Genomic DNA, 12439 nt, shown 5'->3' with positions numbered 1-12439 from the left:
CACCGGCCTGGACGCAGGCCATCGCCGGCCACGGACATCCCCTCCATCGAACCCCGGCTCCGCCGGCTTCGCCTCGCGGGGACAGCTGCACTGGCGGAGCCGGCCACGCTGGTGTAGGCAACGGGAAGTGCCAGCACAACTGACTCTGGTACTCGGACCTGTCCTACGACGTCGAGCGCTGTCACCTCGCGCTCGACCCTCGGTTCCCCGCCGATGCGCGGGGCGACAACTGGACAGTCCCGCAGCTCGACGATGCAGAACTGCTCGCGCTGGAAACCGTGCTCTTCGGTGACGCCGCCGACTGACCGACCCGCTGGTCCGGGATACCGGTGGAATGCCCGTACACCCACTGCGTCCCGCTGGTCTGGGCGGTCAGGACAGCGGCGTTCAGGACAGCGGCGTTCAGGACAGCGGCGTTCAACGGCACAGGGTGCGCAGGGTGGTGAGGCAGTCCGCGGCCCGGCGCTGCGGGTCGGTGTCGGTGCTGGCCCAGGCGATCCGGGCGTCCGGCCGTATGAGGACGGCCGTGACGTCCCGCCAGATCGGATGCGCCGCTTCGGTGTTGACTGTTGCTGCCCACTGCTCCAGGGCATCGGTGGGGCACGGTGTCCGGCTCCCGCCGAGGTCCAGCAGCAGTGGTCGGCCGCGGTGCAGCAGCGGGTGGGCGGTGGGCACGCCGGCCGTGTCCAGGGCGAGGCCGGCCAGTCGGGTGCCGTTCAGCGGGTGCGCGCCGGGTACGGTGCCGGCGGGCAGCGGATCGTCGAACCCGGCGATCCGGCGGGCCCACTGGCGGTTGGTCCGCGGTTCGGCCAGCGCGGCGGACCAGACCTCGCGCAGCGCGATCTGCTCCGGGCTCGCCGCGGCGAACAGAGCGAGTTGCGCGCGGGTGTTGTCGATGACGGCGCGGGCGGCCGGCCGGCGCTCCGTGTCGTAGCTGTCGAGCAGTCCGTCGGGCGCCCGGCCCTGGAGGGTGGCGGCCAGCTTCCAGCCCAGGTTGGTGGCGTCCTGGATGCCGAGGTTCATGCCCTGCCCACCGGCCGGGAAGAACATGTGCGCGGCGTCCCCGGCCACCAGCACCCGTCCGGCCCGGTACCGTGCGGCCTGGCGGGTGGCGTTGCCGTAACGCGACAGCCAGCGGGGGTTGCGGATGCCCAGGTCCCGTCCCAGCAGCGCGCGGGTCTGCTCGCGCACCTCCTCCAGGGTCAACGGTTCGCCGGCGCCACGGTGCATGGTGGCCGTGGACAGGCCCGCCAGCCGGTGGACGCCGTCGCCGATCGGGGCCACCAGGAACGACCCGGCCGGCCCGGTGGCGCCGAGCGGCGCGGTGGGCGGATCGTCGAGTTCGACGTCGGCGAGCCACCCGGTCAGCGTGGTGTCCTGACCGGGGAAGTCGATGCCGGCCGCCTGGCGCACCGCGCTGCGGGTGCCGTCGCAGCCCACCACCCAGCGGGCCCGCACGGTCCGGTGGGTGCCACCGGACCGGATCACCGCCTCGACGGCGTCCGGCCCCTGGGTGAGCGAGACGACCTCCTCCCCGCGCAGTACCCGGGCGCCCACGGCAACCGCGTGCTCCTCCAGCAGCTGTTCGGTGACGGACTGACCGAGCGCCAGCATGAACGGGTGCACCGCCCCGACCGTGGAGAAGTCCAGCCGGGTGGTCGCCGCCCCGAAGTGGCCGGTCGCCACCGGGGTGCCCCGTTCGATGAACCGCTGCGCGAGTCCGCGGGTGTCGAAGGTGTCCAGCGTGCCGGCCTGCATGCCGACCGCGCGCGAGCGTCCGTCCGGTTCCGGCCGGCGCTCCACGACAGTCACCTCCACTCCGTGCAGGCGCAGCTCCGCGGCGAGCCAGAGCCCCACCGGGCCGGCCCCGGCGATGAGCACGTCGAGCATGACAACCACTTCCTCTCACTCTTGTCCGTTGGACAAGAGTGAGCATGCCCTAGAATTGTCCATTGGACAACAGTGGTTGGACGGCAGAGGCGCGAAAGCCGACCGGAGAGGTGCATCGGATGGGTACGACACGGGGCGAGATCGTCGCCGCCACACTGGCGGTCCTCGACGAGCACGGGCTGGACGGGGTGACCATGCGCGCCGTCGCGGCCCGGCTCGGGGTGCAGCACAACACCGTCCGCTGGCACGCCTCCAGCAAAGGCCGCCTGCTCGAACTGGCCTCTGACGAACTCCTCGCGCACTGTCTCGACGAGCCGCTGCCCGAGGCGTTCCCCGAGCGGCTCAAGGAACTGGGTCGCCGCTGTCGCACGGCGCTGCTCTCCCACCGCGACGCCGCCAGAATGGTCGCGGGCGTATTCGCCGCCGAGCCGCGCACGCTGCGCTACGCCGACACCGTGATCGCCACCCTGCTGGCAGCCGGCCACTCGCCGCGCACGGCCGCGTGGACCCACTGGTCGATCTTCTACCTGACCCTGGGCCTCACCCAGGAACAGCAGGCCGCCCAGGAGACCGCACCGGCCCTCCCCCCGGGCCAGGTCCCGGCCGACACCTACCCGGCCCTGGCCGCGACCCTGTCCTACGTCGGCCCCGACAACTTCGACCAGCGCTTCGAATTCGCCCTCGACCTGATGATCGCCGGCCTTCCCCGGGTGGAGGGGCCGGCTCGGTGCGCACCGGCGGCCGACCAGCCTTGACGCCCTGCGGCAACAGGGGTTCCAGTACCGCCCGTTGCAACGCCGAGGATTACCGTCACGGACAATGCGGGTGCCGAAGGCCGGCGCAGACCAGTAGCCTCTCGATGTGTCCGCATCCGACGAATCCGCGTTCCCGAACCCGATGGAGCCGCGCGGGAACTCCACCGCCCATCTGCACCTGCCGACACGGTCGGCGCGGTGGCGAACACGGTCGCGCGCCTGTGCCATGGGCGACCTGGTGGCCGCCGTGGCCGGTGCCGCACTGCTCATCCTCTCCCTCGTCGACAGCCTTGCCTCGTGGCCCTCGAACCGGGTGCTCGTCGTCCATGACGATCTGTCACGTATCGCGGGAGCCGTCCTCGTACCGTGCTGGATCTGGCTGCTGGTCTCCCTCTTCCTGGTCGTACGCCCCCGCGCAGCACGCCGCGACACGCAGGAGGAGGCCGCTCGCCGTGCCGCCGAGATGAGGATCTGGCGAGCGATGTTCCCCGACCGACGGCTGCGGCTCGGGCTCGGCGTCATCGGCATCCTGTGCCTGGGCGTGGTGATCGGTGGATTCGTCGTAGGTGGAGCGAAGGGCAGCAGCCGGATCCTGCCGGGCCCGAGCTACCAGATCTCGACGGCAGACCTCAACGATGACGCGTGGACACCGGTTGCGCCGCAGCAGTACACCCTCTGGCAGGCCCGGTTCATCCGGGAGGACGGCCTCTTCACCGTCTTCGGACTCGCCCTGGCGGGCGGCAGTCTCGGGCTGCTCCAACTGCACCACACGACACGGAGGCAGACCACGTCATCGCGGATGACGGGCGGACCGGACCCGATCAACCGAGACGGGGACCACGTCCGTTGAGACGGGAGCGCGCCACGACAACGGTCGGACGCGCCGGGGCTGCCGGAGGGTTCGGGTCCGTCCAGCGAGGTCAGAAGGTGCAGCGAGGCCGGAAGGTGCAGCGACGCCGGAAGGTGCAGCGAGATCGAACCGGTGGTTGAAGCTCCGTCAGCAGCGAGCCGGCTCAAACCTGGTGGATCCGGGCCGGTGTGCAGCGCGTGACGCGGCCGTCTCCGGGCGGGCGGGTCGACTCAGAGTCCGGTACGCACCGACCGACCCGCATGGACCGGCCACCGCATGCCGACCTCAGCCGGGGGCCGCCCCGGGTGCGGCCGGCTCCGCCAGCACCACCGCCAGCAGGCCCGGGTGCCGCGCCTCGACGGCCGCCCGGCGCAGCGTCATCACCCGGTGCTTGCCCTCCTGCCGGGTCTCGGTGAGCCCGGCCTCGCGCAGGATCCGCCAGTGGTTGGTGAGCGTGGAGCGCGGTACGTCGAGTCCGTCCGGGCTGCAGGTGCTCTCCCCCTGCGCGGCCAGTACCCGGACCAGCCACAGCCGCACCGGATCGCCCAGCGCGTGCAGCACCACGGCGAGTTCGGGCTCCCCGGACATCGTGTTCCCCTCCCCTGTGCACCGTGCGCCCCCGGGTCGGCCCGGGATCCCCTAGTATGCCTTTCGCTTCGTCAATTCGGGAAAGTCGAAACGATCACATCGATCAATCCAACCGATCCGGGGGGACCCGCCATGCCCGCACTCGCCAGCTACGCCCGCATCTACGTCGACGACCTGGACCACGCCCTGCCGACCTTCGTCGACCTCACCGGCGAGCAACCCGCCCTCCGGTTCGCCTACCGCGACCTCGAACTGGCCCGGATCGGCGGCTACCTGCTCATCGCCGGCACCGCCGAGGCCCTGGCCCCGTACCGCGCCACCCAGGCCACCACCGTGGTGACCTCGCTGGACGAGGTCCTGGCACTGACCGGGCGCCACGGCGGCGAGGTGCTCGACGGCCCGAACCAGGTCCCCACCGGCCGCAACCTGACCGCCCGCCACCCGGGCGGCGCGATCATCGAGTACGTGGAGTTCGACACCGCCACCCGGGCCCGGACGGCGGAGTAGGTCTTCTCTGTTCAGATCTTGTCGGACCGGCGCGCGGCGGTGGGCGCCTGCCCGGGCGGGCCGGCGAAGCGCCCTTGTACCCGGTCGTACGTGGGCGCTTCGCCGGTCTGTCCAGCCGGGATGCCCTGCGTCGCGCGCTCGGCGAGACAGCCTTACCGAGCGCACGGGCCGCTGGGTTGGTAGGTGACGGCTCGTCATAGTCGAGCAGCCGCCTGCTGCACTGCTCCTGCTGACGGGGGATCGGGCAGGAGCAACCTGGCAGTGCGACCACCCAATACCTCTGGTGAGGACGCCCCTCGTCCGCCCGGCCTTGCACCAGGATGCATGATGCAGTCACCGCTGCACACGGGTTCCTGCCGCCGATGCGGTGCGGCGGCTGCTTCTCGGCTGCGTCAACGTCGTTCGCCCCCGGCTTAGCCTGCGGGCGCCGCGCCTTGACATGGTCGTCGCACCGTCGAAGTACGGCACCTGTCAGGAGCAACGGCTCCATCCGGGCTTCCGCCTCCGGCACCGGGCGAGACGGTGCGTGAAGCGCTCCAGGGCATGCCCTGGAGCGCTTCGGTGGACCACGAGGCGGAGAAGGCAGGATTCGAACCTGCGTGGGCTTGCGCCCGACCGGGACCAGAGCCCCGGCCCCCGATCAACCACTCCGGGCACCTCTCCCCCAGGACCCGGCCCGCCCGTTCGCTGCGGCCCGTCCCTGTGCCATGAACTATCGCCCGCCGCGCTGACCCGCCACTGACCCCCGCCTGACGGCGGCATCCGCACCGTAACGACCACGGTGCCGGACCCGGCCATGAGCGTGAGGCCGGCGACGTACGGGGCGGTAGTCGACCCGGGACGCCTTCGTGATGAGATCATTCCGGCCCCGACCACCAGCCCCCCGGCCGGCCGAACCGGTGCCCGGCCCGCGGACGGTCGACGCTCCCGCACAGGAAAGCACCACCGAACCGCCGCCGGGTGCACCGACCGTTGCGGCGGACAGCACCCGCGTTTGCGAGTGCGCACGGCCGGCCCTCGACACACACCACCAGAAAGGCATCCGACGTGACCAACGAGTCCGACAACGCCACCGGCCAGGAACCGGCCCGCGCCGGCAAGCCGCGGAGTGGCGGCCCGGTCGGCCCAGCCGTGCCCCGGATGCGGCGGCTCCAACTCGTCGGCGCCGCAACGGCCGTCCTCGTCCTGGCGACCATGTCCGCCTGCTCCGGCCACACCGGGGGGCACCAGAGCGGCCACGCTGTGGCCGGCGCCACGCCGGCCGGCCCGCCGAGCGCCCCCGCGACCCCGAGCACTGCCCTGTCGAGCCCAACTGCTTCCCCAGCGCCGGGCGACACCGCCACCGCGGCGGGCAGCCCCTCCCCCACCGGCGGCGCCGCGACCGGACCGGCCGTACCGAGCACCGCCGCGACGCCGGCCCCCAGCGGCCCGCTGGCCCCCGTCACCGCGCCGGCCCTGCTGGCCGCCGTGGTCCAGGCACTGCCCACCGGATTGACCGCCGATCACTTCGAGGCCAACCCGCCCTCCACCAACGACCCCTACCCCAGCGTGTACGCCCAGGTGCACACACCCGACGGCACGGGCCAGCTCGGGGTCAGCATGTACCCGAGCACCGGCGCCCTCACCTGCCCGGACACGGGCACCTGCCCCACCGACCCGGCCGGCGACCCCGTCCAGGTCCAACACGAACCGGGCAACTGCATCCAGAACACCGTCATCACGGTGCAACGCCACGAAGGGTTCACCCTGGCGGTCCAGATCTCCAGTTGCCTGCTCGCCGGCAACACGCCGGCCGTCCCGGCACTGACCCAGGATCAGGCCACCGCCCTGGCGGGCAACCCAGCCCTCACGACCAAGATGCCCGCCTCCTACGTACAGAGCGCCAACGCACAGTACCCGCACCTCCCTCTGGTCTAGGCCGCGTTCCTCCGATCATGCGACTCTTTTTCGGACGGGTACGACTGGTCGGGGGGATCCGAGCACCGCCCGAGCGGGCGTGTCGGAAGGCGCTGCTGCCCGTCAGCAAGGGGCGGCGTGGCGGCAGGCGGCGGGATCATCGGCAGCTGACCAACGGGGTCCTGCACCCGAGTACCGCCAAAGCCAACCCCACGGGCTGCTACGTCCCGGCCGCGCCGGGCTCCCGCCTCAGGGATTCCTGGTAAACGTCCGCACAGGTGGCAGAGCCCTCGACCAGGCCGTCGCAGAAGGCGGCGACGTCGGTGCCGATCAGTTCCAGGACCCCCTTGCCCTCGGCAACGCCCTCCTCGAAGAAGTCCACGATCCCGGGGAGCAGGGGCCCCTCGGGCAGCGAGACCGGTCCGACCTTCAACAGGTACCTCTGCATCTCCTTGTAGACGATCCGGTAGTCCGGCGGGAGCGCCTTGACCCGGGCCGTGTGCGCCCGCCACTGCTTCTTGCCCTCGACGATGTCCTGGATGCCCACGTCAGCCTCCCAGCCGGCTCAGTTTCCTTGCGACGTTCCTGTTCAACTGCTCGCGCCACCGGTCACGCCAGGTTCGAGCCCCCTCTCCGCCGACCAGCGCCGTGCAAAATCCCCGGATGTCGTCGCCGAGCACCTCGTGGACGCCCTGCCCGTCCGCCGCTGTTTCCTCGAGCAGCCCCAGGGCGGCGTCCAGGATCGGCATCAGGGCACGGCCGGTGAAGCCCGCACGGGGCACGAGGTGGCCCTTGATCTGTTCCCACGCCGCCCGGTGGTCGTCCGGCAGGGCCTCGGCCCGGTCCTCGAACGCCTTCCACTGCCTGGTGAGATCGCTGCCTGTGACGCTCTCCCAGAAGTTCATCTCCCGCCCTCCTTGAGCCTGTCGATGCGTGATGAGACGTACCGCCATTTCGCCCAGAACTTCGCGAGTTCCTCGCGTCCGGCGTCGTTGAGCGCGTAGAACTTGCGCGGCGGACCGACCCCGGACGGCCGCTTCGTCACCTGGACGAGCCCGTTCCGCTCCAGCCGCAGCAAGATGGTGTACACCGTGCCCTCGATGACGCCGGTGAAGCCGAGCTCGTTCAGCTGACGGGTGATGGCGTACCCGTAGGTCTCCTCGCTGCCGATGATTTCGAGCACGCACCCTTCGAGCGTGCCCTTCAGCATCTCCGTCAGGTCGTCCATCGCGAGTCCTCCTCAGCACTCCAGGTACTGCGTGATACCGAGTACTGCTATACGGTACCACCGAGTAGCGGAGAGCGGCAGCCCCCGACAGGCGCGGGACGGGCGGGTGCCCGTCCCCCAGCCCGGCCCGCGCGACCTGCTCGTCCAGGTGGAGGCCCTCGCGGTCAACCCCATGCAGCACCACGTCCTCGCCCGGATCGCGCGCCTCGTGGACGCCGGCATCCTCACCAGCACCGCCACCCAGGACCTCGGTCCGATCAACGTCAGGAACCTTCGCGAGGCCCACCGGATCAGGGAGTCCGGCACGGCGATCGGCAAGACCACCCTCACCGGCTTCTGAGAGTGGCCGCCACCCGACCCGGTGCAGGCGGTTTCTGACGAGCGCGAGGTGATCCGAGTCGGTGTCAGAAGCCGGACGGCCGGGGCTCGGTGCCCGGGCTGCGGACGCCGGGCCGGGGCGGGTACGGCGGGAGCGCCGCCCGCGCACCGGTCACCAGGCCCGCGCGGCGCCGGTCACGAGGCGGTCTGGCGACCGCTCCTGCACTGAGGCATCATCAGTTCTGGCAGTGGGGCAAGGGGGCGGATGTTGGAGCTGGCGGAAGTCATTCGGGCACTGCGCGACGAGCTCGAGTACGCGATGGCGGCCGGAGCTGACGAGGCCCTGCGCTTCGAGCTCGGACCGGTGGAGGTCGAGGTGTCCGTGGCGATCGAGGCCGGGGCGTCGGCCGAAGTCAAACCGCGGTTCGTGGTGCTCAGTCTCGGCGCCCACGGCAGCGTGGACCGCACGTCCACCCAGCGCATCAAGCTCACCCTCACCCCCCGCGAAGGCAGGGAGGGCTGGACCCCTATGGTCTCGGGTGAGGCCGGGGAGCAGGAGCGGTGACCGACCGCTCCGGCGGTCTCGATCCGCAGCGCGTCGCCGAGGTCATCATCTCCACCGCCGCCAAGGGCGGGAGCCGCCGCTGCGGATCGGGCTACCTGCTGGCCCGGGACCTGGTGCTGACCGCCGCGCACGTCCTGGACGGCGCGGCCTCGATCAGGGTGCGTCTCAACGCCGATCAGGACGGGCAGTGGACCGCTCGGGCGCAGCCCGCCTGGTCGGATGCGGACCTGGACATCGCCGTCCTGCGCATCCTCGAGGCGTCCGTCGATCCGCCGGGCCCCGTGCCACCGGTGGCTCGTGTCCGCTTCGGCCGCATCGTCCGACCGCCGGTGGAGTGCGAGACCATGGGCTTTCCACGGTTCAAGGTCCGCGACGATGCGGCGCGCCCGGGCGCCGACGGCAGACCGACCCAGTACCGCGACTGCGAGCACGCCACCGGCCATGCCACCAACTGGGCCAACCGGCGGGAGGGAACGCTGGAGATCCAGGTCCGGGAACCGGCACCCGACCCGGACCGCGGACGCTCCCCCTGGGAGGGGATGTCCGGCGCCCCGGTGTTCTGCGGGGACACCTTGGTCGGGGTGATCGGCAAGCACCACCCCAAGGACGGCCCCGGCGCGCTGGCCGCCTACCGGGTCGACCACTGGTACCAACGCCTTGACGCCGACCGGCTCGCCGAACTCGCCGCCCTGATCGGCCTGCCCGGCAAGCCCGGGGGCCTGACCCAGGTCACGGCCCCCGACCACCGGGGCACGGACGGGACTCCCCGCCAGTTGCCCGCCACGACCTCCGCATTCACCGGCCGCGAACGAGAACTCGCTCAACTGCTCGACATCACCGACGATCCCGGTGGTTCGTCGGGAACAGTGGTGATCTGGGCCATCGACGGAATGGCCGGGATCGGCAAGACCACCCTGGCCGTCCACGCCGGGCACCGACTCGCTGAGCGATTCCCTGACGGTCAGCTCTTCGTCGACCTGCACGGCTACACCCGAGGCATGACCCCGCGCGACCCCGCCGACGCGCTCGCCGCTGTGCTGCAGGGCTACGGAGTGCCTCCGGGCCGGATCCCCGCGGACCTCGACGCCCGCGCGGCGCTCTACCGCGGCCGCCTGGCCGGGACCAGGACCCTGATCATCCTGGACAACGCCCGCAGCGAAGCGCAGGTGCGCCCGCTGCTGCCTGGCGACAGCGGATGCCTGGTGCTGGTGACCAGCCGAAGACGACTGGGCGCACTGGACGACGCGTCGTCCCTGCCGCTGGACGCACTCCCGATGAGGGATGCCGTGGCGCTCTTCCGCGAGGTGGCCGGGCCCGGCCGGACCCAGGCGGACGATCCCCTGCTCGAAGAGATCGTCGAGTTGTGCGGGGGCCTGCCCCTGGCGTTGCGGATCGCCGCCGCCCTCATCCGCATCCGTCCCACCTGGACCCTGTCGCGCCTCGCGCGCAGACTGCGTGACGCCCGCCCCAGCCTGCAGCGATTCTCCGACGGAGAACGGGACCTCACCTCCATGTTCGACCTGTCCTACCAGAACCTGACCCACGACCAGAAGTCCCTCTTCCGCTGTCTCAGCCTGAGCCCCGGGGCCGAGATCGACGCCTACGCCGCCGCGGCCCTGCTGGACTGCGACCTCACCGACACCGAGGACCTGCTGCAGGACCTGGTCGACCACAATCTGCTGGCCGAACCCGCGGCCGGCCGCTACCGGATGCACGACCTGATCCGCGCCCACGCCCACACCTTGGCGCAGGGCGACCCGGCCGATCAGAGGGGCGCGGCGGTGCAGCGGCTGCTGAACTACTACGGGCACACCTCCGTCTCGGCCGACACGAGGACCTTCGAGTACGCCCGGCACGAGCAACACGGCTCGGCCCCTGCCCACGCGCCGGCCCTGCCCTCCCCGCACGAGGCGTACACCTGGCTCCGCGCCGAACGCGCCACCCTGGAGGCCTGCCTCGCACTGGCCACCCGCCAGGGGTGGCTCGAACACGTGGTCACACTGACCGAGGGCCTGGCCGAACTGCTCTACGCCGACGGCCCCTGGTCACGGGCACGGGCCCTGCACGCCGCCGCGGCGGCCGCCGCAGAACACCTGGGCGACCGCGGCGGGCAAGCCGACGCGTTGAACAACCTCGGACGCGTGCTGCACATGACCGGGGAGTACGTGGCCGCCGCCGACGCACATGCCCGCGCCGCCGACCTGTTCCAGCAGGTGTCCGAACGGGCCGGCCAAGCCGATGCTCTGAACGAGCTCGGGCGGGTGCTCAGGAGCACCGGGGACTACCCTGCTGCCGCCGACGCACACTCGCGTGCGCTGGCGCTGTACCTCGAGTCGAACGACCTGATCGGCCAGGCCGGTTCACTGGGTCATCGCGGCAGGCTGCGACGACTGACCGGGGACACCGCGGGAGCCGTCGAGGACCTGTCCCAGGCGCTGAGCCGCTACGAGCAGTTGGGCCACCGGCTGAGCCAGGCCAAGACCCTCACCGTGCTGGGACAGGTGAGAAGGGCCACCGGGGACGAGGCCGGCGCCGCCGACGCCGACGGCCGCGCATTGACGATCTATCAGGAACTGTCCGAGCAGTCGCGTCCGCCGTCCGGCCACAGTGAGTGGCTGGACCGGGCCGGCGCACTCATCGGGTTGGGGCGGATGCGGATGACGGTCGAGGACTACGCGGGCGCGCTGGACGCGCATGCCCGAGCCCTGGACATCTACCGCGAGATGAACTCCTACGACAACGAAGCGTGGGCGACGAACCTCTATGCCGCCGTCTTTGCCGCCGCCGGCGACACGGCCCACGCCTTGGCCACGTACCGCGATGCACTGCGCCTCACCCGGGAAGTGCAGCACCGCGACGACGAGGCGATCGCCCTGGAGGGCATCGGTGCCATGCTGCTGCGCTCCACCGAGGGAACCGGGCAAGGCGCCGAGTACCTGAACCAGGCGCTGGCAGCCTACCGAAGCCTCAGCATGCGCCCCGACGTCGAGCGCGTCCAGGCCCGCCTGGACGCGCTCACCACCACCGATCCGTCCTGATCCGGCAGCGGTAGCGGCAGGCAAAGAGAGCGGCTCCGAGCCGGAGCGCTGCCGCCCACGGGTGGTCACCGAGGACCTGGCAGCGGGTGGGGGCACCGACTTCGCGCGGCTCCACCCGCTGTTCCAGGTTGTGACCTGGCTGACGAAGCCAGCCGGTACCCTGCACGACCCGGACCCCGTCGCCCGAGGGGGGATGCCGCCGCCGTCCGTACCCGCCCGCCGCCACCGAGGGTGGATCCGGTACCCCATGCCGGTGGCTGCCTCGCGGGCGTGCCAGGGCCCATCTGCCCTGAAGTTCCCAGATTGTCGGAAAAGCAAGCCGGTTCGGAATTTTTCTGACCCGTCAATCCATTTTCCAGAATTGTCAGGCGCATGACGCAGTACTTATGGAATTTCTCCCTCCATATTCAATGGTGGCTTGTTTTCTCCCACCCGTCTCGGCGCAGCTCCGTACCACGGAGCCCATTCGTGCGGCTCAGTCGGGCGAAAGGGAGGCATGGAACATTCAAGACATTTACCCAAATGAGCCGAATACCTCCTATGTCCAGCAGTACTTTGCGTCAATTTCCACTTCTGACAGATATTCTCGAGCGAGAACTTTGTTCGAATGCAATGATTCAGATCGGCGCCGATCGTCGCCGAAGATCCAGTCGAATCCGAACCGAAAGAGGTCGACATGTTTTCCGAAAAAGCTGAGAGCCGGTTCGGGAAGCTCGCGTTCAGTGCCCTGATCGCCGTCCCGGCCGTCGGCCTTGCGTTCGCAACGGCGCCCCTGGCCTCCGCCCAACCCTTCAGCCCGACCAC

General features: G+C 71.0%; 12 protein-coding genes and 1 tRNA gene. 7 read left to right on the top strand and 6 right to left on the bottom strand.

The genetic code is table 11. From position 1 onward, the window contains the following. Window positions 1-417: 417 nt before the first annotated feature. On the bottom strand, window positions 418-1890 hold the full coding sequence (locus tag OG500_RS37460; RefSeq protein WP_329587142.1) for an FAD-dependent monooxygenase: 1473 nt from the start codon (window positions 1888-1890) through the stop codon (window positions 418-420). Window positions 1891-2009: 119 nt separating this feature from the next. Between OG500_RS37460 and OG500_RS37455 the strand changes: the two genes are divergently transcribed. Together OG500_RS37455 and OG500_RS37450 are read left to right on the top strand one after the other, a co-directional pair. Next, a complete protein-coding gene (locus OG500_RS37455; RefSeq protein ID WP_327071347.1) occupies window positions 2010-2645 on the top strand; it encodes a TetR/AcrR family transcriptional regulator C-terminal domain-containing protein in 636 nt (211 codons plus the stop codon). Window positions 2646-2871: 226 nt separating this feature from the next. Continuing rightward, window positions 2872-3495, top strand: coding sequence for a hypothetical protein (locus tag OG500_RS37450; RefSeq protein WP_329587138.1), 624 nt, complete (start codon window positions 2872-2874; stop codon window positions 3493-3495). A 285-nt stretch (window positions 3496-3780) separates the two neighbouring features. Here the strand turns inward: OG500_RS37450 and OG500_RS37445 are convergent, their stop codons facing one another. Further along, window positions 3781-4083 carry an ArsR/SmtB family transcription factor gene (locus tag OG500_RS37445; protein WP_329587134.1) on the bottom strand — a complete coding sequence of 101 codons (303 nt, stop codon included), beginning with the start codon at window positions 4081-4083 and terminating at the stop codon, window positions 3781-3783. A 132-nt stretch (window positions 4084-4215) separates the two neighbouring features. On the opposite strand from OG500_RS37445, the gene OG500_RS37440 reads away from it, so the two are divergent. Continuing rightward, window positions 4216-4590: a hypothetical protein gene (locus OG500_RS37440; RefSeq protein WP_329587131.1), complete on the top strand. Its 375-nt coding sequence runs from the start codon at window positions 4216-4218 to the stop codon at window positions 4588-4590. A 574-nt stretch (window positions 4591-5164) separates the two neighbouring features. Here the strand turns inward: OG500_RS37440 and OG500_RS37435 are convergent. After that, a tRNA-Gln gene (locus OG500_RS37435) sits at window positions 5165-5253 on the bottom strand. Between the two features lie 384 nt (window positions 5254-5637). Here OG500_RS37435 and OG500_RS37430 point away from each other — a divergent pair. Continuing rightward, window positions 5638-6507: a hypothetical protein gene (locus OG500_RS37430; RefSeq protein WP_329587128.1), complete on the top strand. Its 870-nt coding sequence runs from the start codon at window positions 5638-5640 to the stop codon at window positions 6505-6507. Between the two features lie 199 nt (window positions 6508-6706). Here OG500_RS37430 and OG500_RS37425 read toward each other — a convergent pair whose 3' ends face one another. The 3 genes from OG500_RS37425 to OG500_RS37415 are packed head-to-tail and all read right to left on the bottom strand — an operon-like array spanning window position 6707 to window position 7714. Further along, a complete protein-coding gene (locus OG500_RS37425) occupies window positions 6707-7033 on the bottom strand; it encodes a DUF1048 domain-containing protein (RefSeq protein WP_329587124.1) in 327 nt (108 codons plus the stop codon). A 1-nt stretch (window position 7034) separates the two neighbouring features. After that, window positions 7035-7391, bottom strand: coding sequence for a DUF1048 domain-containing protein (locus tag OG500_RS37420; RefSeq protein ID WP_327071341.1), 357 nt, complete (start codon window positions 7389-7391; stop codon window positions 7035-7037). Continuing rightward, complete coding sequence (locus OG500_RS37415) at window positions 7388-7714, bottom strand: PadR family transcriptional regulator (RefSeq protein WP_329587121.1); 327 nt, start codon at window positions 7712-7714, stop codon at window positions 7388-7390. The genes OG500_RS37420 and OG500_RS37415 overlap by 4 nt, the downstream gene beginning before the upstream one ends. A gap of 106 nt (window positions 7715-7820) precedes the next feature. Between OG500_RS37415 and OG500_RS37410 the strand changes: the two genes are divergently transcribed. The 3 genes from OG500_RS37410 to OG500_RS37400 all read left to right on the top strand — a co-directional run bounded on the left by OG500_RS37410 (window position 7821) and on the right by OG500_RS37400 (window position 11635). Next, window positions 7821-8054 (top strand): hypothetical protein, encoded by a 234-nt coding sequence (locus OG500_RS37410; protein ID WP_327071339.1) that lies wholly within the window; start codon window positions 7821-7823, stop codon window positions 8052-8054. Between the two features lie 243 nt (window positions 8055-8297). Next, window positions 8298-8597 (top strand): trypco2 family protein, encoded by a 300-nt coding sequence (locus OG500_RS37405; RefSeq protein WP_327071338.1) that lies wholly within the window; start codon window positions 8298-8300, stop codon window positions 8595-8597. Further along, window positions 8594-11635 (top strand): tetratricopeptide repeat protein, encoded by a 3042-nt coding sequence (locus tag OG500_RS37400; protein ID WP_329587117.1) that lies wholly within the window; start codon window positions 8594-8596, stop codon window positions 11633-11635. The genes OG500_RS37405 and OG500_RS37400 overlap by 4 nt, the downstream gene beginning before the upstream one ends. Window positions 11636-12439: the final 804 nt, after the last annotated feature.

The sequence above is a fragment of the Kitasatospora sp. NBC_01250 genome (genome assembly GCF_036226465.1).
In the GTDB taxonomy this organism is placed as follows: Bacteria; Actinomycetota; Actinomycetes; order Streptomycetales; family Streptomycetaceae; genus Kitasatospora.
The sequence above is the reverse complement of the archived record's forward strand: the minus strand, read 5'-3'. Positions and strand labels throughout refer to the sequence as shown.

What these genes read in the sequence shown, in the direction of transcription:
- OG500_RS37460 (WP_329587142.1), bottom strand. Translation starts at nt 1,890, where the DNA reads ATGCTCGACGTGCTCATCGCCGGGGCCGGCCCGGTGGGGCTCTGGCTC.
- OG500_RS37455 (WP_327071347.1), top strand. Translation starts at nt 2,010, where the DNA reads ATGGGTACGACACGGGGCGAGATCGTCGCCGCCACACTGGCGGTCCTC.
- OG500_RS37450 (WP_329587138.1), top strand. Translation starts at nt 2,872, where the DNA reads ATGGGCGACCTGGTGGCCGCCGTGGCCGGTGCCGCACTGCTCATCCTC.
- OG500_RS37445 (WP_329587134.1), bottom strand. Translation starts at nt 4,083, where the DNA reads ATGTCCGGGGAGCCCGAACTCGCCGTGGTGCTGCACGCGCTGGGCGAT.
- OG500_RS37440 (WP_329587131.1), top strand. Translation starts at nt 4,216, where the DNA reads ATGCCCGCACTCGCCAGCTACGCCCGCATCTACGTCGACGACCTGGAC.
- OG500_RS37420 (WP_327071341.1), bottom strand. Translation starts at nt 7,391, where the DNA reads ATGAACTTCTGGGAGAGCGTCACAGGCAGCGATCTCACCAGGCAGTGG.
- OG500_RS37415 (WP_329587121.1), bottom strand. Translation starts at nt 7,714, where the DNA reads ATGGACGACCTGACGGAGATGCTGAAGGGCACGCTCGAAGGGTGCGTG.
- OG500_RS37405 (WP_327071338.1), top strand. Translation starts at nt 8,298, where the DNA reads ATGTTGGAGCTGGCGGAAGTCATTCGGGCACTGCGCGACGAGCTCGAG.